We start from the raw sequence: 24,409 nt of genomic DNA, 5'->3' as shown, positions 1-24,409 counted from the left end.
CAGAGTGATCCTGACCTTGGCGATACACTGCAAACCCGGCCCTGACCATGTCCGAAACGGTCGCATCAGGGCGGATTTGCGCCATCGCCTACCCTTCGCGCAACGCTCGCGAGAAGTAGGCCAGAAACGGTTCGGTCAGGTATTGCAGCGGAGAGCGATCACCAGTTTGCAAAAACACCTCCACCGGCATTCCCGGCAAAAGCGTCTGCTCACCCAGTAGCGTGCGGCTTTCATCCAGCAGTTCCAGCTCGATACGGTAAAAGCTTTGGGCCAAGGCGGAGTCGGTAAAGGCATCTGCCGACACCTTGGTGACGCGCGCGCCAAGCTGCGGCAGATCGCGCAGGTTAAGACCGCTGAACATGACGACCGCTTCCTGACCGGTGCTGACCTGATCAATATCGGCCGGATTGACCCGCGCTGATATGACCAGCGGGCGATCTTGCGGCACCACAAAGAGCGCCGGGTCGGCAGGGCGCAAAACGGCGCGCGGGGTCGTCACTTGTAGCCCGTAGACAACACCCGCCACGGGGGCACGAATGTCCAGCCGGGCGATCTGTTCCTGAAGGGCGCGGCGGCGCTCCACCAGTTCCAGCTCGGTCGCGGAAATATCGCGCAGTTCGGTCTGCGCCTCTTCGCGGTTTTGCGCGCCAAGCGACAGAATTTGCTGGCCGATTTCGGCACGGCGTTCAGCGGCAGAGGCGCGTTCGGACAACAGCGCGCCGCGTGCGCCGGTCAGGCGTGCCGCCTCTCGGTCAAGCGAAAGCACGCGCGCGGCTTGCGCCAAGCCACGTTCCAGCAGGTCAGCCTGCGTGGTGCGTTCTTCGGCCACCAGTGCGATTTGCCGGTCAGTCGCGGCAATTTGCGCCGAAATGCCTTCGACCTGCGTGTCGATCTGGGCACGGCGCTGTTCAAGCTGCGCGATGACGCCCGCTTTGGTTTCGCGCCGCGCCGCCAGCAAGCGGCGCTGGCCTTCCATCTGCGCGTCAATCTGCGCCACAAGGTCCGGGCGGTCTTGCCGCGCCTGCACCAGTTCCGGTGGAACGGGTATGGTGTCGGCATTGTCACGCTCGGCTTCCAGCCGAGCACGGCGGGCCAGCAATTCGAACAGCCTGTTTTCGACGACGTTCAGTTCGGATTGCAGACGCGTGCCGTCCAGCCGCAGCATAACCTCGCCCGCCGCGACCCGCGCGCCTTCGACAATGTTGATCTCGGAAACGACACCACCCTCTGGATGCTGAACGATCTGACGGTTCTGCTCCACCTCCAGCTGTCCGACCGCGATGATCGCGCCGGAAATCCGGCTAAGCCCAGCCCAAGCGCCGAAGCCGAAGACCAGCACCCCAAGCGTGAGCGCCGCAAGGAACAGGTGGCGACGTGGCGAGAAGATGTCTTGTTGCCCGCTCATGTGCCATCCTTGTCGGTTGTGTCCCACGGGAACGCAGCACGCGGCTTGCCAGCGGGGGCAGCGGGTGGCGGTTTCTGGCCAAGAATGGCCCCGCTGTTGCGGGTGGTCTTGCGCAACACGTCTTCCGTTGGGCCAAAGGCAACCGCCTTTCCAGCCTTCAGCCGCAAGACAAGGTCGCATTCCACGATCGCACTGGGCCGGTGCGTCATGATAATCACGGCGGCCCCGCGGGCCTTGGCTGTCCGGATCGCCTGGTTCAGCGCACGCGAGCCGGCGTCATCCAGATCCGAGTTTGGCTCGTCCAGCACCAGCAGCGCAGGGTCGCCGTAGAACGCGCGCGCCAAAGCAACGCGCTGCACCTGCCCGCCGGACAGCCCGCCGCCTTCCGAGTCGATAATGGTGTCATATCCTTCTGGCTGCGCAAGGATCACCTCATGCGCGCCCGCGGCCTGTGCCGCAGCGACAATCCGGGCATCGGTCGCATCGGGGTCAAGCCGCGCGATGTTGTCGCGCAGACTGCCCGCGAACAGCGACACTTTCTGCGGTAGATACCCAAGAACGCGGCCCAATTGTTCGGGATCATACTGGTCCAGCAACGCCCCATCGAGACGGATTTCACCCGCGGCGGTCGGCCATATGCCGACCAACGCTTCCGCCAGGCTGGATTTTCCAGAGCCGGAATCCCCGATCACGCCCAAAGCCTGACCCGGGCGCACTGTGAAAGACACATCACGCAACACCACTCCCGCGCGTCCGCTTGCGTCGGGAATACGCAACGCAAGCGACTTGACCGCCAACAGCCCTTTGGGCGCAGGCAACTGGGTGCGTGGGCGCTCTTCCGGATGGGCGGCCATCAAGGTGCGCAACCGCCCCCGGGCAGCACGCGCAGCCTGCACTTGCGGCCAGCCCGCGATAACCTGATCAAGCGGCGCGAGCGCACGGCCCAGAATGATAGACGCCGCGATCATACCGCCGGGCGAGAGTTCCGAGCGCAGCACAAGCCAAGCGCCAAGCGCCAGCATGGCCGATTGCAGAAACAACCGGATCGCACGGGCCGAGGCGCTGAAACCTCCGCTTGCATCGTTGCCCGACACGGCCTCGCGGAGCGCTGTGCGCCGCAGTCCCGCCCAACGGTCCAGCGCCGTTCCCTGCATGCCCAGGGCGCGCATCTGCGCCGCCTCGGCACTGATCTGGCGGCCAAGGGCCTCGGCCTTTTGCTGGGTCGCAAAAATCCGGTCCTGCCGGTGCCGGCTGCGCAGCATGTTGACAAAACTGATCGCCGCCAACCCCAGCGCCGCCAGACCCGCGAACAGGCCCAGCACAGGATGCAAAAGGGCGATCACGCCGATAAACAGCGGCACCCATGGAAAATCGAACAACGCCATGAATACGGGGCTGGAGGTGACTTGCTGTAGCACAGCCACATCCTGTGTAGCGCGCACCGGCAAGTGCCGCGACGCCCCCCGCGCCACTGCGCCCGACAGCGCCGCGCGAAACACAGGACCATCCAGACGCAGTTGATATTGCGCGCCAGCCCGCGCCGCGATCCGCGCGCGGGCATGATCCAACACCCCGAATATCAGGTATAAAAACGCCACAAGCCCGAACAAGACAACCAGCGTCGCTTCTGACTGGCTGGACAGCACGCGGTCATAGACCTGCAACATGAAGAGCGGGCCGGTCAGCATCAGAAGATTGGTGAATATGCTGACAAGCCCGACCGCGACGAACAGCCGCCATGTGCCGTCTAGCCCAAGCTGGGCCTGCGCCGTTGCAGCAGGTGTCGGGTCAGCAATGCGCACGCTCTTTCCAAATCCGATCAAAAGTCAAAGGCCCTGCCCCATGACGCGGCATGGGTTGGACTGGAATACATCGACACCGCGTTGTCAATTCGCCGTCGAATCAAGCCGTCCAACAGACTAAACGGGCCGTGCCAAAGACATGTTAAAGCCTTGAACGGATATGCAAGGCGTGGCATCATCCAAGTCGGTTGATTTACGACATCGGCGGATTGGTTTGCAATGTTTCAAACTGACGGCAGCTCAGCAAACTGTGCTTTTTGGGCGTCACGACGCCCACTTGCAGTGCTGAACGCAGCAATCGCCACGGTTATCGGCGTCGTCGCACTATTTGTTTTCGGAACCGCAACAACGCAGGCCCGCATGGCACCCTCCCCAGTCGTATCTTTGGCGTGCGCAAGCGCCCCGCCAGAGCTTTGCCGCGCCATGATCTCGGCCATCGGCAAATTATCCGGTGGTCGGTTTGATGTGCGGTTGGTCGACACGGTCACAGAATCGCTTGATCAACCCGCGGATCTGGGCATGGCCCTGACCGTTGACGGGCGCGGCGAGCACTGGATTGCCGCCCATATCGACTGGAAATCGGGGGCGGACGGCGCTTGGCAGCAGGGCCCCAGCGTGGAACTTGGGGTGATGGATGCCAACCTGACCCAGCGGATGTATGACCGCTACGCTGAAAATCTGTTGCGCGCCGATACCGCAATAATCACTGTTCTCTCGCGCGACGAGAGCACCCAACAGAATTGAACGGCTAACTTGCCCAAGGGATTGAGATATGTGTCAGATTTGCGCTGGAACCGGAACGTTTGAACCGACCCGTCACCCGGGCGGGAGCGATTTTGCGACCATTTTCGAAGGTGTGGATGCGCCGGCCAACGGTGCAACACCCTATACGATTGGGGCGGGGGATGTGTTCTCTGGTGCGCTGTGGACTGCAGGCGATCGCGACTGGGTCGCTGTCACGCTGGAGGCCGGTGAAAACTACATTATGGCGGTATCGGGCGCCTCGGGCGGCGGCGGGACGTTGTACGATTCCTACCTGCGCCTTTACGATGGCCACGGCAACCTGATTGCGCAAAACGATGACTCAGGTAGCTTGGATTCCGCGATCGGGTTCAGTGCCACGACATCAGGAACCTACTACGTCAGTGTCGGCAGCTTTCAGGACAGCTATTCCGGCACCTATGAATTGTCGCTGACGCAGACACAACCGGCACCGGCGGGCACGCTGGACGAGCTGGCAACATACCTGACAGATGGCTACTGGAACGACACGGGCCGCTCGGCCCGCAGCTTTGACACAAGTTCAAGCAATCAGATCACCGTGGATATCAGCGGACTCACGGCCGATGGTCAGCAACTTGCGCTCTGGGCGATGGAAGCGTGGGAACTGATGGCCGACCTGGAGTTCGTACAAGTAAACGGGTCTGCCGACATCACCTTCGACGACAACGATTCCGGCGCCTACGCGTCCAGCACAACCAGCGGCGGAAACATACTTTCGGTGGATGTAAACGTCTCGACAGGCTGGCTCGACAGCTATGGCACCACGATCGACAGCTATTCCTTCCAGACCTATGTGCACGAGATTGGGCATGCGCTCGGGCTGGGTCATCAAGGCGGTTACAACGGTGCGGCCACCTACGGCGTGGACGAGACCTATTTGAACGACAGTTGGCAAGTGTCCATCATGTCGTATTTCGACCAACTCGATAACACGTCCGTCAACGCCTCTTACGCGCGACTTCTGACACCGATGATGGCGGATATCCTTGCCGTGCACGGGATGTACGGGGAAAGCACCGTCACCGCAGGCAACACCACCTGGGGCGCCAATTCCAACCTTGGCGGCTATATCGGGGCAGTGTTCGCAGAGATCGCGGGCGAGAGCAGCACGTCGATCTATGGCGGCGGCGGCATGGCCCTGACCATCGCAGACACGGGCGGGCATGACACGCTGGACATGTCATATCTGACGAGTGGCGCGAATATTAACATGGGCGCAGAGACTTTTTCGGATGTCGGCGGGCTGACCGGCAACCTTGCGATCGCGCGGGATACCCTGATCGAGGATCTGCTCACCGGGTCCGGCAATGATACGATTCAAGGCAATTATGCTGGCAATAGCATATCCAGTGGAGACGGCACTGACAGCGTGAATGGCGGCGGCGGGTTCGATTCCATCCTCGGTGGCGATGGTGGTGATACGCTTCTCGGCGACGCCGGCAATGACACCATTCGCGGACAAGACGGGTTTGATAGCATCAGAGGCGGCGAGAATGACGACCGCTTGTGGGGCGGCGCGGGCGATGACACGCTGTATGGCGACGCGGGCAATGACATCATCGGCGGCGGTGCAAACGAAGACCTGATATATGGCGGGACCGGCAACGACACCATGTATGGCGGCGGCGGCGACGATGAGATCAATGCCGATGATGGGCTTTCCACCGGGTTCAACGCGCTGTGGGGGATGGGCGGCGATGACACTCTGCGCGCCTCGGATGAAGGCGACCGCATCGGCGGCGGTGGCGGCGAGGACGAGATCCTTGGCGGTGCAGGCAACGACACCATCTATGGCGGCATCTACCTGGGCGAGACCACTATCTATGGCTACGGCGGCGACGATGAAATTTACGGCAGCATCGACAATGACAATATCTGGGGCGACGCCGGTGACGACAATATCGGCGGGAACCTTGGCAATGACACGATACGCGGCGGAACCGGGGACGACACTGTGCGCGGGTACGATGGGGCCGACACATTCGTGTTCGAAGACCGCCACGAACAAATGTTGGTCGAGGATTTCGACTTTTCCGAAAACGATCGGCTTCGGCTGGATGCCGACCTTTGGGGCGGTGGCTTCTTGACCGGATCACAGGTGATTTCGACCTATGGGAACGTGATCGGTGGCGATCTTGTGCTCGATTTCGGCGGCGGCGACATCGTGACACTACAAGGGATCACGAACACCACGCAAATGGCAAACTACATAGACTTGGTCTGACCGCAACAACCGCGCGCCAGTTTTTGTCGACTACCAAGCCCGGCCTGTCTGGCCGGGCTTTTGCCATCCGCGGTCTAGCGAAAAACGCCATGAGATGCTTGCGCAAACCGTGACTGGCGGGGTCGCGCACTTCTGTTGCGCCATCCATCTGCCGAAGACACAGAGTCGCGTTTGACAGGCGTCAGGTCGCGGCCCCCGCTGCGCTGCGGCAATATCCTTCTGCGTTTGCAAAAATTTTAATCATAGCGGGCTTAATCTGCCCAATCTGCATGCCATACGGGGCATCCTATACCTACAAGGCCCAGCCCAACTTGGCACTCCCCCCCTGCGCGGCTTTTATCGCGACAGCCCGATCGGGGCAAAACACCGTCCAGCGGGCCACATCTTGGCAGACCACGACCCACCGGACGGCGACAACACTATTTGCTGTCTTGTCAGCTTAGCAGGGTCGCGCGCTGCGCGGAACCTTTTGTGGCGAGATAGCACTGACACAGGAGAGCTGCTTCCCATGACCCACAGATCCTTGCTTGCCGCATTGGCCACCAGCACCGCGCTGGTCGCCGCCCCCGCGATCGCCCAAGACTGCGCAGACCCGATCAAGGTCGGCGTGCTGCACTCGCTGTCGGGCAGCATGGCGATTTCCGAAACCACGCTGCGCGACGTGATGCTGATGCTGATAGAGCAGCAGAACGAAGCCGGTGGCGTGCTGGGCTGTCAACTGGAAGCGGTGGTTGTTGACCCCGCCTCTGACTGGCCCCTGTTTGCCGAACTGACCCGTCAGCTTCTGACCGTCGACGAGGTGGACGTGATTTTCGGCGCATGGACCTCCGTCAGCCGCAAATCCGCCCTGCCCGTGCTGGAAGAACTGAACGGACTGATGTTCTACCCGGTGCAGTATGAGGGCGAAGAATCCTCGCGCAACGTGTTCTACACCGGTGCAGCCCCGAACCAGCAGGCGATCCCGGCGGTCGACTATTTCCTTGAAGAACTGGGCGTCGAAAGCTTTGCGCTTCTGGGCACCGACTATGTCTACCCACGCACCACGAATGCCATTCTGGAAGCCTATCTGCTGGACAAGGGCATCGCGGCCGAAGACATCTTCGTGAACTACACGCCCTTTGGCCATTCCGACTGGTCGACCATCGTGTCCGACGTGGTGGCACTTGGTGCTGGCGGCAAGCAGGTCGGTGTGATCTCGACCATCAACGGTGATGCGAATGTGGGCTTCTACACAGAGCTTGGCGCACAGGGTGTCAGCGCAGCCGATATACCCGTCGTCGCGTTCTCTGTCGGCGAAGAAGAACTGTCGGGGCTCGATACCGGACCCTTGGCCGGACATCTGGCAGCGTGGAACTATTTCCAGTCCGCCGATACCGAGATCAACGCCGATTTCGTAGCCGCGTGGAAGGAATTTGCAGGCGAAGACCGCGTGACCAACGACCCGATGGAAGCGCATTACATCGGCTTCAATATGTGGGTGAACGCGGTCGAAGCTGCCGGGACCACAGATGTGGACGCGGTGCGCGAAGCCATGTGGGGGCAGGAATACCCCAACCTGACCGGCGGAACAGCGGTGATGAACGCCAACCACCACCTGTCCAAGCCCGTTCTGATCGGGGAAATCCGCGAAGATGGCCAGTTCGACATCATCAGCCAGACCACTGAAGTGCCGGGCGATGCCTGGACCGACTTCCTGCCGGAAAGCGCGGTTCTGACCAGCGATTGGCAGGCCCTCGAATGCGGCATGTATAATACCGAGACAGAGACCTGCGTTCAGTTGACCTCGAACTACTAAACCGACTTCGGCGCGCGCCAGGTGTCTGGCGCGCGCCTTCCCCTCACCCGAAGATTCGGACCCGAAATGCCCCTTCGCACCGTTTTGTCACGCGCACTGGCGATCTTGGTCTTGTCCATGTTGGCTTTGACAGCACCGCCGCGCGCTGCAGTCGCGCAAGACACATTGCAACCCTTGCTGCAACAATACGCCGAAGAGCTTGCCAGCCCGTCGCGTCGCAGCTTCGGCGCCGTGGCAGACGCGCTATTGGCCGATGGCCGTCCGGGCGCCGCGGATTTCCTGCGCCGCTACGAGGCGCGCGAGGTCGTCCAACGCCCAGAGGACGGACTATTTTTCTACGCCGAGGATGCGGGCGACCTTGTCCGATTGATTGACGTCGATACGGGTGCCGCTGTGGCAGACGTATCCAGCCGCGACGTGGACCAGATCCGCGCCAATGCCGGTGTGCGCCGCGTGATCGCCGCAGCCCTTGTGCCGTTTGAGTTGAACGCGCCAGAACGCGCGCGCCGCGAAGCTGCGCTGGACGCCATTTCACGCAGCGCCGAGGCGAGCCAGATCGCGCCGTTGGCCGACAGTATCGCGCAGGAACCCGACCCGGACTTGAAAACCCGCAAAGAACGGCTGTTTCTGCTGCTGACCGCGCAATTCGGCGCGGAGCGGGCAGAACGGCTGGAGGCCATCGCAGCACTTGGCGGCGACACAAGCATCGAGGCGCGCGGGGTCCTGAACCAGTTGACCGCCACACGCACCGAAGTGGCCCCGTCTCTGCCAGAGAGCGCCAATATTGCCAGAGTGCTCACAGTGGGCGAGGATTTGACCCAAGCCGAAGCGTATGCAGATTTGGTCGATGCAGGGCTGGCAGAGCCCGCGCAAACCCCGTCCGAACTGCGCGCCGTACTGGCCGAAAATATCGTGGATGGGCGCGTCGGCGGTGTGCCCGTTGGCCGGTTAAGTGACCCGATGGCGCGCATCGAGGCCTATGAGGCGCTGGAAGACGCGGGCGCCGTGCCCCCACGCGCCGCGCCCGACGAAGCAGCGCAAGCCGTGGCCGCTCATGTCTTTTACGACGAGTATGTCCTCAATGATCCAGAAATCACCACTGCGGCGCAAGACGCGCTGGACAGCACGGCGCAAGCAATCGCAACCTATCAGATGGCCGATCTGGTGCTGGACGGTCTATCGCTGGCGTCGATCTTCTTTCTGGCCGCGATCGGCCTTGCCATCACCTTCGGCGTGATGGGCGTCATCAACATGGCGCATGGCGAATTCATCATGATGGGCGCCTATACAGGCTATGTCGTGCAACTGTTCATCCCCGATTATACGATCAGCCTGCTGGTGGCCTTGCCACTGGCGTTCCTTGTGACATTTGGCGCTGGCGTTGCGATGGAACGCGCGGTGATCCGCCATCTGTATACCCGCCCGCTGGAAACACTGCTGGCGACCTTCGGCATCTCCATTGCGCTGCAACAATTGGCCAAGAATATCTTCGGCACGCAGGCGCGCCCGCTGACCGCGCCAGACTGGCTGGGCGGTGCGATCACCTTCAACGATATTGTCGGCATCAGCACGATCCGCGTTGCGATCTTCGTGCTGGCGCTGATCTTTCTGGGCGTATTGCTGTATATCCTGAAGCGCACACGGCTGGGGCTAGAGGTCCGCGCGGTTACGCAAAACCCCGGCATGGCGGCCAGCATGGGCATCAACCCCGACCGCATCAACATGCTGACCTTCGGGCTGGGCTCTGGCATTGCCGGTATCGCGGGCGTGGCCATCGGGCTATATGCGCAGGTCACTTCGGAAATGGGGGCCAGCTACATTGTGCAAAGCTTCATGACCGTGGTTGTCGGCGGCGTGGGCAATGTTTGGGGCACGTTGGCAGGCGCATCACTGATCGGGTTCCTGCAAAAGGGGATCGAGTGGTTCAACCCGTCGAACACCTTAGCCGCACAAACCTTCATGGTGCTGTTCGTGATCCTGTTCATCCAGTTCCGGCCCAAGGGCATTGTCGCCCTCAAAGGCCGCGCGGCGGGGGACTGACGCCATGGCAAAAACAACACTCGCCCCGCGCAAAGGATTCCTGTCGGAAAACCCGTCCGTGTTGCGGTTTCTGGGCCTGCTGGCACTTTTCACCATCATCATCAGCGCGCTGGCAGAGGGCTTTGGGGTAGGCGTCATCTCGACTTCCTTCCTGAAAGTTCTGGGCATGACGCTGTGCCTGTGCCTGATCGCGGTCGCGATGGACGTGGTCTGGGGCTATTGCGGTATCCTCAGCCTTGGACATTTCGCGTTCTTCGGGCTTGGCGGCTACGGCATCGGCATGTGGCTGATGTATGCCCGCACCGAAGGCATCGTGCGGGAATCTCTGGCCAATGCCCCAATCCCCGCGACTGAGGGCGAGGTGCGCGACGCCATTGCCACGCAGATTTTCAGCGTGGTGGGCAGCACCGAATTGCCCTTCATCTGGGGGTTTGCCCATAGCCTGACGCTGCAACTGTTGCTGATCGTGCTGGTGCCCGGCCTGCTGGCGCTGGTGTTCGGCTGGCTCGCGTTCCGCAGCCGGGTGACAGGCGTTTACCTGTCAATCCTGACCCAAGCCATGACGCTCGCGCTATCGCTTTACCTGTTCCAGAACGACACCGGCCTGCGCGGCAACAATGGTCTATCTGGCTTGCAGAACATTCCCGGCCTGTTGCACCTGCCGCAATCGACCATCGCACTGTGGTTCTTCTGGGCCTCTGCCTTGGCGTTGGGGCTTGGCTACCTGCTGTTTGCGTGGCTGGTGTCGGGCAAATTCGGGTCGGTCGTGCGCGCCATCCGCGATAACGAATCCCGCGTGCGGTTCCTTGGCTACCATGTCGAAAGCTACAAGCTGGTGGTGTTCACCGCGACGGCCATTGTCTCTGGGATTGCAGGCGCGCTTTATTACCCGCAGGCAGGCATCATCAACCCCGCAGAGATTGCGCCGATCACCTCCATCTACCTTGCCGTCTGGGTTGCCATCGGCGGGCGCGGGCGGCTTTACGGCGCGGTCATCGGGGCGGCGACGGTCAGCCTGTTGTCAAGCTGGTTCACCGGCGGCGGCGCGCCGAATATCAACCTTGGTTTTTACGAAATCGTCTGGACCGATTGGTGGCTGGTGCTGCTGGGCCTTGGGTTCGTCGCGGTCACGCTGTTCTTTCCCAAAGGCATCGGCGGCCTGTTCGACTATCTGGTGAGGAAACCATGAGCGCGCTTCTGGAAGTGTCCGGCGTGTCCGTCACATTCGACGGGTTCCGCGCCATCAACAACCTGTCGATTGCGATTGGCGAGCCCGAGTTGCGCGCGGTCATCGGCCCCAACGGCGCGGGCAAGACCACCTTCATGGATATCGTGACGGGCAAAACCCGTCCCGATGAGGGGCGCGTGCTGTGGGGAGAGGCGTCCTTGAGCCTGCTGGGAATGAGTGAGAGCGCCATAGCCCGCGCGGGCATTGGCCGCAAATTCCAGAAACCGACGGTGTTCGAGGATCAGACCGTCCGCGAAAACCTTGCCATGGCGCTGAGAAACAAGCGCGGGCCGTTCGATGTGCTGTTTTACAAAACCAACCGACAGGCGCGCGCGCGGATTGCAGAACTTGCCGATGAAATCGGGCTGTCCGATGCCCTGCCCCGCCGCGCCGGCGATCTGAGCCACGGGCAAAAGCAATGGCTGGAAATCGGGATGCTGCTGGCCCAAGACCCACGGTTGCTGCTGGTCGATGAACCCGCTGCGGGCATGACGCCTGCGGAACGCGAACACACGACCGAATTGCTGACGCGGGCCGCCAAAACCCGCGCGGTGGTGGTGATCGAACACGACATGGAATTCATCCGGCGGCTGAATTGCAAGGTCACAGTGCTGCACGAAGGGTCTGTGCTGGCCGAGGGCAGCCTCGACCATGTCACGCAAAACCAACAGGTGATTGATGTCTATCTGGGGCGATAATCCATGCTGAGTGTGGACAAACTGACACTGCATTACGGGGCGTCGCAAATCCTTTACGGGATCGACCTTGTCGCACGTCCGGGTGCCGTGACGGCGGTAATGGGCACGAATGGGGTGGGCAAGACCAGCTTGCTCAAGGCTATTGCGGGCCGCCACCCCTATTCGGGCGGAACGATCACGCTGGATGGGCAGGAATTGCGGCATCTGAACGCAGCGCAAGCGGCAAAGTCGGGCATTGCCTATGTGCCGCAGGGGCGCGAGATTTTCCCGCTGTTGACCGTGACCGAGAATCTGGAAACCGGCTTTGCCTGCCTGCCACGCGAACAGCACCAAATTCCGCCGCGCATATACGAGCTTTTCCCCGTATTGCAGCAAATGAGAGCGCGGCGCGGGGGCGATCTGTCGGGCGGGCAGCAGCAACAGCTTGCCATCGCGCGCGCGCTGATCGCACAGCCCCGCGTGCTGCTGCTGGACGAACCGACTGAGGGTATCCAGCCAAACATCATCAAGCAGATTGGTGAGGTCATTAAATTACTGCGCGACGAGGGCGAGATTGCTATCGTGCTGGTCGAACAGTTCTTCGATTTTGCCTATGATCTGGCCGACGAGTTTGTTGCGATAAACCGTGGCGAGGTGCGGCTGTCCGCGCCTGCGGCCCAAGTCACGCGCGAAAAACTGTTGGCCGAAGTGTCGATCTGACGCGCGCCAAGGCTTGACCTTGGGGGCGTTTGCCCGCCTTCTGACGCGCATGACAGCCCAAGCTCCGCCCTTGCCAGATGCACAGCCCTTCAAGGCCGCCTTGTGGATGTGCGGGGCGATTGCGTCATTTACCTTGATGGCGATATCGGGCCGGGCGATACAGGCAGAGCTGAACAGCTTCGAGCTGATGTTCTGGCGCTCGTTGATCGGCTTTGTGATCATCGGCGCCTTGGTCTTGTCGCTGCACCGGCGCGCGGTCTGGCCCGCGATCCGCCCAACCAGCCCGCGCCTGCATCTGGCGCGCAACATCTTTCACTTTGCGGGCCAAAACCTGTGGTTTTACGGAATCATGGCCATTCCACTGTCGCAGCTTGTCGCACTGGAATTCACCATGCCGGTCTGGGTTGCGGTTCTTGCGCCCTTGGTGCTGGGCGAAATATTCACACGCCGCAGGCTATGGGTGGCGCTACTTGGTTTTGCGGGCATCCTGATCGTAGCGCAACCAGGGCTGCAACCGTTGGAAAGCGGACATCTGGCCGGGGTGCTCTGCGCGATCGGGTTTGCCATGAACCTGATGCTGACCAAACGCATCATGCGCCATGACAGCGTTCTATGCGTGCTGTTCTGGATGACCGCCTCGCAAACCCTGTTCGGGCTGACACTGGCGCAATGGGGCGGGTTCACATGGCCCAGTCCGGCCATCTGGGGCTGGATCGGGCTGGTCGGGCTGACGGGACTGAGCGCGCATTATTCGTTGACGTCAGCGCTGGGGCTGGCGCCCGCCACGATCGTTGCCCCGATGGAGTTCTTCCGCCTGCCCATCATCGCGCTGGTGGGCATGTGGCTTTATGCCGAAGCACTGGACCCGTTCGTGTTTCTGGGCGCCGCAGTGATCTTTGCTGCGAACTGGTTAAACCTTGGCAAACAACGTCCAGTGACAACTCCCGCAGTTTAACCTGCCGGGGAACACTGCAACCTTGTGAACTAAAAGAAATTGGTGGAGCCTAGCGGGATCGAACCGCTGACCTCCTGCATGCCATGCAGGCGCTCTCCCAGCTGAGCTAAGGCCCCAATTCCAAGCCACTCGGCTTGGTGCGCGCGTCTTACGAAAGCCGGTTTGACAGTGCAAGCGGAAAATCGACAGCGCGCGCGGGTTTTGACGAATTAGTCGTCGTCCTTCTCGGCGACATCGGCGAGGTCGTCCAAGGCGACGGTATCATCGTCGTCGTCTTCCAGAAGCTCGTCATTGACGTCGGACGAATCCTCGTCATCGACCAGCAATTCCTCGTCATCATTCTCGGCGGCCTTCTTGGCCTTGGCTTTCATCGCGGCGTTGGCCTCGTCGGCGCGGCGTTCCTGCGCTTCGATGACGACGGTCTTGCCGGTATAGGGGCTGATGATCGGGCTTTTGTTCAGATCGTAGAACTTATTGCCGGTTTCCGGGCAGATGCGCTTCACGCCCCAGTCGGGATTGGTCATGAGATGGCCCCTTCGATGGCTGGTCTTTCATGCAAGGGCGTGCCGTGCCATAAGGATGCGCGCCTGTAAAGCCCTCTGGCGCGCCCCATAGCCAATAATTGACCAAAGCGACATGCCGCAACACTCTGAAACCATCGTTTTGCCGGGCGAGCCTGCACTTACCGTGCAAATCAGGTCCTCCAGCCGCGCGCGGCAAATGTCACTGCGGGTGTCGGGGCTGGACGGCAAGATCACGCTGAATATACCGCGCGGGCTGGCGCAGCGCCATGCAATGACCTTCCTGTCAGAGAAAGAAAGCTGGCTGCGGGCCGCCGTCGCGCGTGCGCCGGGGCTGGTGGCTGTGGCACCCGGAACATCGCTTCCGGTTGACGGGGTGTTGCGCAAGATCACACCCGGCCCGACGCCTCATGTTGTGCTGGACAACACGCGGCTGATTGTGCCCGAAAATGCAGCCCAGACCGGCGCGCGCGTGGCTGCGTTTCTGAAAACCCGCGCCCGCGACCTGCTGGTCGCCAAAGCAGAGCATTACGCCACGGCGCTGGGGCGCCGCGTGACGGCGGTCAGCCTGCGCGACACGCGCTCGCGCTGGGGGTCGTGCACCGCGCAGGGGCGGCTGATGTTCTGCTGGCGGCTGGCAATGGCCCCGCCAGTGGTTCAGGACTACGTTGCCGCGCATGAGGCCGCGCATCTGGTCCATATGGACCACTCGCGCGCCTATTGGGCCAGCGTCGCGCAGGTCATGCCCGACTACGCTGATCACCGCGCTTGGTTGCGGACCCACGGCGCGGCCTTGCACGCCTACAGGTTCGACAGCGGGTAGTGTGCGACAGCATCGTAACGGTTTCCATGTTTGCCCTGGTGCACGCGGAACAGGCTGATCGCATCGGGCATGAATGGCTCTGTTTCAAAGCCCATACCGCGCGCAATCGCGCGTTCGAGCTCGGCGTGGTCAAAATCCGAGGGGCGCAAATAGGCAAGCGTCGCATGCGGCGTGAATTTGCGCCGCGGAATATTCACCCCAAAACTGCGGGCGAGAGTTTCCAACCGTGATTGAAGGTGCTGCAAGGCGGGGTTTGGCGCAACGGATGCGTGCAGGTTATGCGGTTTCGTTCCACCAAACAATCCAAGCCCCTTCAATACCAGCGACACGGATGGAGCGTCAAAACGCTCCAGCGCTAGGTCTATATCTTGCAACACATCCATGGGCTGCTCGCCCAGAAAGACCAACGTCAGGTGATAATTTTCAGGCGGTTGCGTACGGGCCACGGGCAATCTGTGGCTTTGCAGCAAAAGCTGCGCGCCGATATGCGGGGGAATCTCAAAACCAAGGAAACAGCGCATCATGGCTGGCACGGTGCCGGATTCGACGCACCGGGCCAAGACTTATCTGTCTGACAAAAGCGCCATGAGACGAGCTTTTTCGCCATGATCGGACGGGTCGGAAATGGCATCAGCGAGCGCTTCAAGCGAGGCGATGGAATGTGCGGCCCGGAACGTATCGACATGCGGCAGCATGGCGCGGATGCCGCGCGCACGCGGCGCGAAACTGTCCCAGCGCAACAGCGGGTTAAGCCAGATCACCCGCCGCGCCGACAGATGCAGCCGTTCCATTTCGCGCGCCAGAAGCGCCGGGTCGTCACGGTCCAGCCCGTCCGAGATCAGCAGCACGACCGCGCCCTGCCCCAGCACACGGCGCGACCAATCCACGTTGAAGGCGCGCAGACAGCCGCCGATGCGGGTGCCGCCCTGCCAGTCCTGCGCCTCTGCCCCGGCTGAATTCAGGGCGCTGTCCACATCACGGGTACGCAAATGCCGGCTGATATTGGTCAGCCGCGTTCCAAAGGTAAAGGCATGAACCTTGGCCCAGCCCTGCCCCTGACGGTTGGCCACGGCATGCACGAAATGCAGCACCATACGCGAATATTGCGACATCGAGCCGGATATGTCGCACAGCACAACCAATGCGGGCCAACGCGTGCGGGGCGTCTGGTGGTGCAGGCTGTGCAATTCGCCGCCCGACCTTGCCGCGGCGCGCAGGCTGCGCCGCCAGTCAGGCTTGCGCCCGCGCGGATCGGGCGCATGACGGCGGGTTGCTATAGGTTTCACCGGCAGCGACAGGCGCGCCAGCATGCGGCGCGCGGTCGCCGCTTCCTCTGTCGACATCTGCTCAAAGTCGAGACTGCGCAGACGTTCTTCACCCGAGGCTGTCTGCGAGGCGTCGATCTCGATCTCTGTCTCGTCGCTGTCTTTGGGTTCGGATGGCAGATCGGGCGCTTCCGCACCGTCGAGAAGCGCCTCTGCGGCGCGCTTGGCGGCAGAGGCGGCTGCCCTTTCTTCCGCGACATTGCGGATTGCAGGCAGCATCATCGACATCATGTGTTCCAGATAGCGCGGGTCGCGCCAATAAAGCCGGAAAACCTGCCCGAACACCTGCCGTTCCTCGGGCCGGTTGACGAAAACGGCGTGGAGGGTCCAGTAGAAATCGGCCCTGCGATCAAAGCCCGCCGCCGCAATCGCCTGAATGGCGGTTTGCACCCGCCCCGGCCCGATGGGCAGGCCAGCACGACGCAACGCCCGCGCGAAATGGGCGATGTTGTCAAGGAGTTTGCCATCGTCAGGCAGGTCCAGATCGGTATAGTTCGCCATGGCTAACCTAGCGGAGGGGCTGCGCCCCACGCCTTTACGTGCGCCGGGGCTGCGCCCCGGCAGGAATGAGGGGCGCTGCCCCTCTGGCGCGCTGGCGCGCGCCATTCACCCCGGGATATTTGGGCAAGGATGAAACTCATGACGGGTCAGGCATTGGCGGGTGCGAGGGACTGGCGGGCCTCGTCGAGGATTTTCTTTGCCTCTGACCCTTGCAGGCGGGCGATATCGTCTTGGTATTTGAGGATCGCGCCGAGCGTGTCCGCGATCACCTCTGGCGAGAGTTCGATCACATCCAGCGCGAGCAGGCATTTGGCCCAGTCTATGGTTTCGGCGACGCCGGGCTTTTTAAACAGGTCTTCGCTGCGCAGGCGCTGGACGAAGGCCACGACCTCGCGCGAGAGGGTGTCCGAGGCTTCGGGCGCGCGGGCGTGCAGGATGTCGCGTTCGCGGTCGAACGCGGGGTAATCGACCCAGTGATACAGGCAGCGGCGCTTAAGCGCGTCATGCACTTCGCGCGTGCGGTTCGAGGTGAGGATCACGATGGGCGGCGTCGCGGCCTGCACGGTGCCAAGCTCGGGGATCGTGACCTGATACTCCGACAAAGCTTCGAGCAGGAACGCTTCGAACGGTTCATCGGTGCGGTCGATTTCGTCGATGAGAAGAACCGGGGCACCACCCGGCTGGGGGCGCAGAGCATCCAGAAGCGGGCGTTCGATCAGGTAGTCGGGACCGAACAGACGGCTTTGCAGGTCGGTTTTATCGCCCGTGACCTCGGCGCTGCGGATGGCGAGCATCTGCGCGGCGAAGTTCCATTCATAGACCGCCGATGCCGCGTCCAGCCCCTCATAGCATTGCAGGCGGATCAACCGGCGACCGAGGGCGGTGGCGAGAGCCTTGGCAATTTCGGTCTTGCCGGTTCCCGGTTCGCCTTCGAGGAAGATGGGGCGACCAAGCTTGAGCGCCAGAAACAGCACTGTCGAAAGCGCACGGTCCGCAAGATAGGATTGCCCCGCGAGCATGCTTTGCGTGGCGTCGATGCTCTGCGGCAAGTCTGTCATACGAATGGCCCTTTGCGGCTTGACTGTCCCACGCTGGCGCGGGGCGTGACGCCGGTCAAGGCCGTAAGGAGCCGCTTGCGACCATTGGACAAGCCGGGGCTGACGCGCCTGTGACCCTTGACCGCATCGGGATATGCTATCAATGCTTTGCCAAGCCCGTCCCGTAAGCTAAGACCAGAGCCATGATAGTAGAACTCGGACATTTCGCCCTGATCCTTGCCTTTGCCGTTGCACTGGCACAATCCGTCATTCCGCTGGTCGGCGCGCACAAGGGCTGGCGTGACTGGATGGGCGTGGCCTCTCCCATGGCGAGTGTGCAATTCACGCTGACGGCCTTTGCCTATGCCGCGCTGACATATGCTTTCGTCGTGTCGGATTTCTCGGTCAAGCTGGTGGTGGACAATTCGCACACGCTGAAGCCGCTACTGTACAAATTGTCGGGCGTTTGGGGCAACCATGAGGGCTCCATGCTGCTTTGGGTGCTGATCCTGACACTATTCGGCGCATCCGCCGCATGGTTCGGGGGCAACCTGCCGCGCAGCCTGCAAGCGCGGGTTCTTGCGGTGCAATCCGCCGTGACCGCGTCTTTCATGGCGTTCACGATTTTCACATCCAACCCGTTCACGCGGTTGGCGCAGCCGCCTTTTGACGGGACCGACCTGAACCCGTTGTTGCAAGACCCTGGTTTGGCCTTTCACCCGCCCTTCCTGTATTTGGGCTATGTGGGCCTGTCGATGGCGTTCAGCTTTGCAGTGGCCGCACTGATAGAGGGCCGGGTGGATGCCGCATGGGGGCGTTGGGTGCGCCCCTGGACGCTGGCGGCCTGGGTGTTTCTGACCATCGGTATCGCGCTGGGATCTTGGTGGGCCTATTACGAGCTTGGCTGGGGCGGCTACTGGTTCTGGGACCCGGTCGAGAATGCAAGTCTTATGCCGTGGCTGTTCGCGGCAGCGCTGTTGCACTCGGCCATCGTGGTGGAGAAACGCGAGGCGCTGAAAAGCTGGACGATACTGCTGGCCATTCTCGGGTTTGGCTTTTCGTTGATGGGAACCTTTGTGGTCCGGTCAGGGCTGCTGACATCCGTGCACGCTTTCGCCACGGATCCCGACCGTGGCGTGTTCATTCTGGTTATTCTGGGCGTGTTCCTTGGTGGAGCGCTGACGCTTTTCGCGTTCCGTGCAAACGAGCTGGAAGCAAAGGGTGTGTTTTCGACCGTCAGCCGCGAATCGGCCTTGGTGATGAACAACGTGCTTCTGGCGGTTTCGTCTTTTGTGGTGTTCATCGGAACCATGTGGCCGCTTGTGTCGGAAATGGTTTTCGACCGCGTGTTGTCGGTCGGTCCGCCCTTTTTCGATGCAGCCTTCACGCCATTCGCCGTCGCGTTGGCGATGATCCTGCCGATCGGCGCAATGCTGCCGTGGAAACGCGGGAACCTGTCGCGCACCCTGCGCCCGCTTTGGGGGTTGGCCGCCTTCGCGCTGGCCATGGGCGCGCTGGTCTGGGCCATGCAAACCGGAAGCTCTGCTATTGTGCCAGTTGGCGTGGCGCTTGGCCTATGGGTTGTGATGGGCGCAGCGACCGATCTTTGGATGCGGACGGGCCGTGGCGGAATCGCGCACCGGCTTGGCAGACTCGGACGTTTGCCGCGCGCCGATTGGGGCAAGGCGACAGCGCATTCCGGGCTTGGGATAACCGTGTTTGCCGTGGCTGCCCTAACAGGATGGGAAAGCGAAGATATCCGTGTGCTTCAGATTGGCGAGAGTTTCGACAAGGGCGGCTACACGCTGACGCTGGCCGGGGTCGAGCGCGTTCAGGGCCCGAATTATACCTCCACGATGGGTGTGATTGAAGCTACGCGCGAAGGCGAGCCTGTCTCTATCCTGCGGCCGGAAAAGCGCTTCTACCCGATTGCGGGCATGCCGACGACGGAGGCCGCGATCAACTACAAGATTCACCGTGACCTGTACGTCACCCTTGGCGACCCGCAGGACAATGGCGGTTGGGCCGTGCGCACCTATATCAAGCCGTTTGCCAACTGGCTGTGGATGGGCTGTGCGCTGATGGCGCTGGGCGGGATTTTGTCGCTGAGCGACCGGCGTTACCGTGTCGCGGCGGGTGCCAAGAAGCGCACAAGCCCTAATGCAGTGCCCGCAGAATGAGGATCTGCCACGCCATCGCCATTGCGCTGATCGTTGCGCTCACCGGCCCGGCCTTTGCCGTGCAACCCGACGAGATCCTTGATGATCCCGTGCTGGAGCTGCGCGCGCGCGATTTGTCTACGGGGCTGCGCTGCCTTGTGTGCCGAAACGAGTCGATCGACGAGTCAAATGCCGATCTGGCCCGCGATATGCGCATTCTGGTACGCGAGCGCTTGGTGGCCGGGGATCGCGACGAGGAGGTGATTGCCTTTCTGGTCGAGCGCTTCGGTGAATATGTGCTGTTGCGCCCGACCACGCAGGGCAGCAATATCTTGCTTTGGGTCGCAGCCCCTGCCCTGTTCCTGATCGCGTTTGGTGGGGCCGTGTTCTACTTGCGGGGCCGTGCCAGGGCCAAGTCAGAGACGACTGGCCTAAGCCCTGACGAGCAAAAGCGGCTGGATGAACTGCTGAAAGAGTAACGCAAGGTCCGGGCTTTCCCCTGCCCCGTCTTTGCGCCACTATCCCGCCAGAACAGGCGCGAGGGCATCATGGACTATCAGACGATCACAACCCGCGAAGACGGCGGCATCGGCATTATCACGCTGGCACGCGCCGACATGATGAATGCGCTGAACCGCCAGATGCGCGCGGAACTGACCCATGCGTTAAAAGACCTTGCAACGCGCGCCCGTGTGCTGGTGCTGACAGGCGACGGGAGGGCGTTTTGCTCGGGTCAGGACCTGGGCGATGGCGGAAGCGCCGCAGATATCGACCTGGAACGCACATTGCGCGAGGAGTATGAACCGATGCTGCGCGCAATCTATGATGCGCCGGTGCCGGTTATTGCCGCCGTGAACGGACCAGCCGCCGGTGCGGGTGCCAATCTGGCGCTGGCCGCCGATGTCGTGATCGCGTGCGAGGATGCGGTCTTCATTCAGGCTTTTTCCAAAATCGGGCTGATACCGGATGCGGGCGGCACTTGGTTTCTGCCGCGACAGGTGGGCTTTGCCCGCGCGATGGGGGCCATGCTTTTCGCCGAGCGGATTACCGCGCGACAAGCGGTCGACTGGGGTATGATCTGGGAATGCGCGCCCGAAGAGGCGTTTCAGGCGCTCTGGATGGAGCGCGCGCGCGCCTTGGCCGACGGGCCAACGATTGCCTATCGCAATATTCGCAATGCGTTGCGCGCCAGCCTGTCGAACCCGCTGGACACTCAATTGGAACTGGAGGCGCATTTGCAAGCCGAAGCGGGGAAAACCCGCGATTTCCAGGAAGGCGTCTTGGCTTTTCTAGAAAAGCGGCCCGCGAAGTTCGAAGGGCGCTGACACCCGCCGAACGGCTTTCACAATTTTTCACTGAATCACGGCCTGTTTCGGGCCGTTTTTTCATGGCACCAACCGCGCTGCGACCGTGCGTCGCAGTGCAATCGGCGCTAAACATTGTCATATTCATATTTTTAAATGTAATAGGAGGGCAACATGCCAACCCGCAAACCATCCGAAACCTATTCGCCGCTCTACTTCCTGGCCTCTGTTGGCGCGGGCGGCCTGACTGTCACATTCTTCATGTGGTTGATGTTCTGGATTCCGCATCCCGGCAAGACCGTTCCGGTGTTCGAAGACATCATGGCCGCATTCGCCCAAGGCAATCCGCTGACACAGGCAATGCTGGTCATTGCCATGGCCGGGATCGCATTCTTCGCGTTCCAGAACATCAAGCTTTTGATCTGGAACCTGCAACGCTACAGCGCATGGCGCAAAACCGACGCGTTCCAGACCTTTTCCAAGACCAACGCGCAAAGCCAAGTGCTGGCTCTGCCCTTGGCGCTGGCAATGGCGGTCAATGGCGGCTTTATCCTTGGGCTGGTCTTCGTGCCGGACCTGTGGTCCATCGTGGAATACCTGTTCCCGCTGGCGATGGTTGCGTTCCTTGCCATTGGCGTTCTGGCCCTGAAACAGTATGGCAACTTCCTTGGGCGCGTCCTGACCGAAGGCGGTTTTAACTGCGCAGCCAACAACAATTTTGGCCAGATCCTGCCCGCCTTTGCCTTTTCAATGGTCGGTGTCGGCATGGCCGCGCCTGCCGCGATGAGCACAAGCGCAACGGTTGCAGGCGCCTCGATCGCGATCTCTACCTTCTTTTTGATGACCAGCGCACTGATCGCCGTGGTCGCCATGATCCTTGGCCTGCGGTCCATGATGGAAAACGGCGCCAATGCCGATACTGCGCCGACGCTGCTGATCATCGTGCCGCTGCTGACGGTCTTGGGCATTCTGATGCTGCGTCAGGCTCACGGGTTCGGGGTGCATTTCGGCGTTGAGAGCGGGGCCGGTGCCACGCTGTCGCTGACCTCCAAGCTTCTGGGCGCGCAATTTGCGATCTTGCTCTTCGGCGGTCTGGTGCTTGTGAAGCAAGGCTATGCGGGCCGGTTCCTCTTCGGGTCGGAAAACTCCGCCGGTGCCTATGCTCTGATCTGCCCCGGTGTTGCGCTGTCGGTGATGATGCAGTTCTTCCTGAACAACGGCTTGGTCAAAGCCGGTATCGTGGACAAGTTCGGCATTGCTTTCTGGGTGATCACGGCACTTGCGATTGCAGCACAATTCGCCATGGTCTGGCTGGTGTTGCTTTTGAACCGCCGCCATTTCGGCACGCCCAAAGGCGCAGAAGCGGTTCCAGCCGAATAATCCACCCCAAGGCAGATTTCGCGCGCGGCCCACATCGGGCCGCGCGTTTTTCGTAAGTCTGGCAATATCTTGCGGAACCAGGGCAACTGACCCGTCCATCTGGTGGGCAAAACCCTGCGCGCAGCCGAAAGAACACTTGCAACTGGGCCGCGCGCTTGGCAGCATTACATCAGGCCAAACACCTTCAGATGGGAGACCCGCTTGGGTATCAGTGCCGTGACCCCCGCCGCCGGGGAAGATGATGCGACCATGCATCTGGAATTTGCCGACAACCGCCTGCTGGTAGACCTATGTGGCGAATATGACCGCAACCTAACCCAGATCGAAAGCCAGCTTGGCGTGCAGATCGTGCGCCGCGGCAATCAACTCGCCGTCATGGGGGATGCCCGCACAGAGGCGGGCGACGTTCTGCAATCCATGTATCAGATGCTGGGTGAGGGCCGCTCGCTGGAGCATGGCGACATCGCCGCGCTGATCCGGCTGGGCAATGCCGAAGAGGCCGCCCCAGAGCAGATGGAAATGTTCCGCGCAGGCCGCTTGGAAATCCGGACGCGCAAGAAAACCATCACCCCCCGCACCGAAGCGCAACAGGCCTATACCCGCGCCCTGCTGGATGCAGAGTTGAATTTCGGCATCGGGCCAGCGGGCACAGGCAAGACCTACATCGCGGTTGCCGTTGCCGTGCAGATGTTCGCGGATGGCCATGTCGACAAGATCATCCTGTCGCGCCCTGCTGTCGAGGCGGGCGAACGCCTGGGCTTTCTGCCCGGCGACATGAAGGAGAAAGTCGACCCCTACATGCAGCCGCTCTACGATGCGCTGAACGACTTTTTGCCCGGCAAGCAACTCGCCAAGCTGATGGAAGAACGCCGGATCGAGATCGCACCGCTGGCCTTTATGCGCGGGCGCACCCTTTCCAATGCGTTCGTGTTGCTCGACGAGGCGCAGAACGCCACCGAAATGCAGATGAAGATGTTTCTGACGCGACTGGGCGAAGGCTCGCGCATGGTCATCACCGGCGACCGCTCTCAGATCGACCTGCCGCGCGGCGTGCAGTCGGGCCTGCGCGCGGCGGAGCGTATTCTGGACGGGGTGGACGGCATCCGCTTCAGCTATTTCACCTCTTCGGACGTGGTGCGCCATCCGCTGGTCGCCCGCATCATCCGCGCCTATGAGAAGGACGAGGGAACGGGTGCCTGACCTTGTCGACATCGTGCATGAGGCTGGCGATTGGGACTTGTCCGTGCTTCAAGACGTAGCCAAGCGCGCCGCGCAAGCCACGCTGGCGCGGTTGGACCTGCCAACACAGGGGTACGAAATCGCGATACTGGCTTGTGACGATGCGCGAATCGCGGCGCTGAACGACCAGTTTCGCGGCAAGGCGACAGCCACCAATGTTCTAAGCTGGCCTGCATGGGATTTGACCTCGGAAACCGACGGCGGCACCCCCGATCTGCCCCCACCGGGTGATGCGGATGATCCCGAATCACTTGGGAATATTGCGCTGGCGTTCGAAACCTGTCAGCGCGAGGCATCCGCGCAGCACAAACCCTTCGCCGCGCATCTGACCCACTTGATCGTTCATTCGGTGTTACATCTTTTGGGCTATGACCATATCCGTGATAAAGATGCCGCGCTTATGGAAGAAACAGAGATCGCGATACTTGCCAGCATGGGGATTGAAAACCCATATGAACTTGGGGCCGAGCTGCCCCTTTAACGCCGGAAAG

At 61.5% G+C, this 24,409-nt stretch carries 21 protein-coding genes and 1 tRNA gene; 15 read left to right on the top strand and 7 right to left on the bottom strand.

Annotated features, from left to right (window positions below; all coding sequences use genetic code 11):
- Positions 1 to 88: 88 nt before the first annotated feature.
- Both ROE7235_RS00745 and ROE7235_RS00740 read right to left on the bottom strand, forming a co-directional pair.
- The gene (locus ROE7235_RS00745; RefSeq protein ID WP_121092737.1) at positions 89 to 1,405 is read right to left on the bottom strand and encodes an HlyD family type I secretion periplasmic adaptor subunit; all 1,317 of its coding nucleotides are present in this window, start codon (positions 1,403 to 1,405) and stop codon (positions 89 to 91) included.
- On the bottom strand, positions 1,402 to 3,207 hold the full coding sequence (locus ROE7235_RS00740) for a type I secretion system permease/ATPase (RefSeq protein ID WP_245963840.1): 1,806 nt from the start codon (positions 3,205 to 3,207) through the stop codon (positions 1,402 to 1,404). Before ROE7235_RS00740 ends, ROE7235_RS00745 begins: the two co-directional genes overlap by 4 nt.
- Before the next feature lie 360 nt (positions 3,208 to 3,567).
- On the opposite strand from ROE7235_RS00740, the gene ROE7235_RS00730 reads away from it, so the two are divergent.
- The 8 genes from ROE7235_RS00730 to ROE7235_RS00695 all read left to right on the top strand — a co-directional run bounded on the left by ROE7235_RS00730 (position 3,568) and on the right by ROE7235_RS00695 (position 13,629).
- Complete coding sequence (locus ROE7235_RS00730; RefSeq protein WP_147434144.1) at positions 3,568 to 3,951, top strand: hypothetical protein; 384 nt, start codon at positions 3,568 to 3,570, stop codon at positions 3,949 to 3,951.
- Positions 3,952 to 3,979: 28 nt separating this feature from the next.
- Entirely contained in the window at positions 3,980 to 6,214 is a 2,235-nt protein-coding gene (locus tag ROE7235_RS00725) for a M10 family metallopeptidase (RefSeq protein WP_121092734.1), read from the top strand.
- 508 nt (positions 6,215 to 6,722) lie between these two features.
- Positions 6,723 to 8,009 carry an urea ABC transporter substrate-binding protein gene (gene urtA, locus ROE7235_RS00720; RefSeq protein WP_121092733.1) on the top strand — a complete coding sequence of 429 codons (1,287 nt, stop codon included), beginning with the start codon at positions 6,723 to 6,725 and terminating at the stop codon, positions 8,007 to 8,009.
- 66 nt (positions 8,010 to 8,075) lie between these two features.
- Positions 8,076 to 10,049, top strand: coding sequence for an urea ABC transporter permease subunit UrtB (gene urtB / locus ROE7235_RS00715; RefSeq protein WP_121092732.1), 1,974 nt, complete (start codon positions 8,076 to 8,078; stop codon positions 10,047 to 10,049).
- A 4-nt stretch (positions 10,050 to 10,053) separates the two neighbouring features.
- The gene (gene urtC, locus ROE7235_RS00710) at positions 10,054 to 11,238 is read left to right on the top strand and encodes an urea ABC transporter permease subunit UrtC (RefSeq protein ID WP_121092731.1); all 1,185 of its coding nucleotides are present in this window, start codon (positions 10,054 to 10,056) and stop codon (positions 11,236 to 11,238) included.
- Positions 11,235 to 11,975, top strand: coding sequence for an urea ABC transporter ATP-binding protein UrtD (gene urtD / locus ROE7235_RS00705; RefSeq protein WP_121092730.1), 741 nt, complete (start codon positions 11,235 to 11,237; stop codon positions 11,973 to 11,975). The genes urtC and urtD overlap by 4 nt, the downstream gene beginning before the upstream one ends.
- 3 nt (positions 11,976 to 11,978) lie before the next feature.
- Entirely contained in the window at positions 11,979 to 12,674 is a 696-nt protein-coding gene (gene urtE / locus ROE7235_RS00700) for an urea ABC transporter ATP-binding subunit UrtE (RefSeq protein WP_121092729.1), read from the top strand.
- A gap of 19 nt (positions 12,675 to 12,693) precedes the next feature.
- The gene (locus ROE7235_RS00695; protein WP_245963839.1) at positions 12,694 to 13,629 is read left to right on the top strand and encodes a DMT family transporter; all 936 of its coding nucleotides are present in this window, start codon (positions 12,694 to 12,696) and stop codon (positions 13,627 to 13,629) included.
- Between the two features lie 40 nt (positions 13,630 to 13,669).
- Here the strand turns inward: ROE7235_RS00695 and ROE7235_RS00690 are convergent.
- A tRNA-Ala gene (locus ROE7235_RS00690) sits at positions 13,670 to 13,745 on the bottom strand.
- A gap of 93 nt (positions 13,746 to 13,838) precedes the next feature.
- A complete protein-coding gene (locus tag ROE7235_RS00685) occupies positions 13,839 to 14,153 on the bottom strand; it encodes a TIGR02300 family protein (RefSeq protein WP_121092728.1) in 315 nt (104 codons plus the stop codon).
- Between the two features lie 112 nt (positions 14,154 to 14,265).
- Between ROE7235_RS00685 and ROE7235_RS00680 the strand changes: the two genes are divergently transcribed.
- On the top strand, positions 14,266 to 14,973 hold the full coding sequence (locus tag ROE7235_RS00680; RefSeq protein WP_121092727.1) for a M48 family metallopeptidase: 708 nt from the start codon (positions 14,266 to 14,268) through the stop codon (positions 14,971 to 14,973).
- Here ROE7235_RS00680 and thpR read toward each other — a convergent pair.
- The 3 genes from thpR to ROE7235_RS00665 all read right to left on the bottom strand — a co-directional run bounded on the left by thpR (position 14,952) and on the right by ROE7235_RS00665 (position 17,857).
- Positions 14,952 to 15,533 (bottom strand): RNA 2',3'-cyclic phosphodiesterase, encoded by a 582-nt coding sequence (gene thpR / locus ROE7235_RS00675; protein ID WP_147434143.1) that lies wholly within the window; start codon positions 15,531 to 15,533, stop codon positions 14,952 to 14,954. The genes ROE7235_RS00680 and thpR overlap by 22 nt on opposite strands.
- A gap of 3 nt (positions 15,534 to 15,536) precedes the next feature.
- Complete coding sequence (locus ROE7235_RS00670; RefSeq protein ID WP_121092725.1) at positions 15,537 to 16,799, bottom strand: vWA domain-containing protein; 1,263 nt, start codon at positions 16,797 to 16,799, stop codon at positions 15,537 to 15,539.
- Between the two features lie 146 nt (positions 16,800 to 16,945).
- Positions 16,946 to 17,857, bottom strand: coding sequence for an AAA family ATPase (locus ROE7235_RS00665; RefSeq protein WP_121092724.1), 912 nt, complete (start codon positions 17,855 to 17,857; stop codon positions 16,946 to 16,948).
- A gap of 182 nt (positions 17,858 to 18,039) precedes the next feature.
- On the opposite strand from ROE7235_RS00665, the gene ROE7235_RS00660 reads away from it, so the two are divergent.
- From ROE7235_RS00660 to ybeY, 6 genes are all read left to right on the top strand, one after another.
- The gene (locus ROE7235_RS00660) at positions 18,040 to 20,016 is read left to right on the top strand and encodes a heme lyase CcmF/NrfE family subunit (RefSeq protein ID WP_121092723.1); all 1,977 of its coding nucleotides are present in this window, start codon (positions 18,040 to 18,042) and stop codon (positions 20,014 to 20,016) included.
- Entirely contained in the window at positions 20,013 to 20,474 is a 462-nt protein-coding gene (locus tag ROE7235_RS00655) for a cytochrome c-type biogenesis protein (protein WP_121092722.1), read from the top strand. The genes ROE7235_RS00660 and ROE7235_RS00655 overlap by 4 nt, the downstream gene beginning before the upstream one ends.
- A 69-nt stretch (positions 20,475 to 20,543) precedes the next feature.
- On the top strand, positions 20,544 to 21,320 hold the full coding sequence (locus ROE7235_RS00650; RefSeq protein ID WP_121092721.1) for an enoyl-CoA hydratase-related protein: 777 nt from the start codon (positions 20,544 to 20,546) through the stop codon (positions 21,318 to 21,320).
- 153 nt (positions 21,321 to 21,473) lie between these two features.
- On the top strand, positions 21,474 to 22,679 hold the full coding sequence (locus ROE7235_RS00645; protein WP_121092720.1) for a TsoY family (seleno)protein: 1,206 nt from the start codon (positions 21,474 to 21,476) through the stop codon (positions 22,677 to 22,679).
- A gap of 201 nt (positions 22,680 to 22,880) precedes the next feature.
- Positions 22,881 to 23,879, top strand: coding sequence for a PhoH family protein (locus ROE7235_RS00640; RefSeq protein WP_370743406.1), 999 nt, complete (start codon positions 22,881 to 22,883; stop codon positions 23,877 to 23,879).
- Positions 23,851 to 24,399, top strand: coding sequence for an rRNA maturation RNase YbeY (ybeY, locus tag ROE7235_RS00635; protein WP_121092719.1), 549 nt, complete (start codon positions 23,851 to 23,853; stop codon positions 24,397 to 24,399). The genes ROE7235_RS00640 and ybeY overlap by 29 nt, the downstream gene beginning before the upstream one ends.
- The last annotated feature ends 10 nt before the right edge of the window (positions 24,400 to 24,409 follow it).

The sequence above is a fragment of the Roseinatronobacter ekhonensis genome, from assembly GCF_900499075.1.
Lineage (GTDB): Bacteria > Pseudomonadota > Alphaproteobacteria > Rhodobacterales > Rhodobacteraceae > Roseinatronobacter > Roseinatronobacter ekhonensis.
This window is presented reverse-complemented; position numbering and strand designations above follow the sequence as displayed.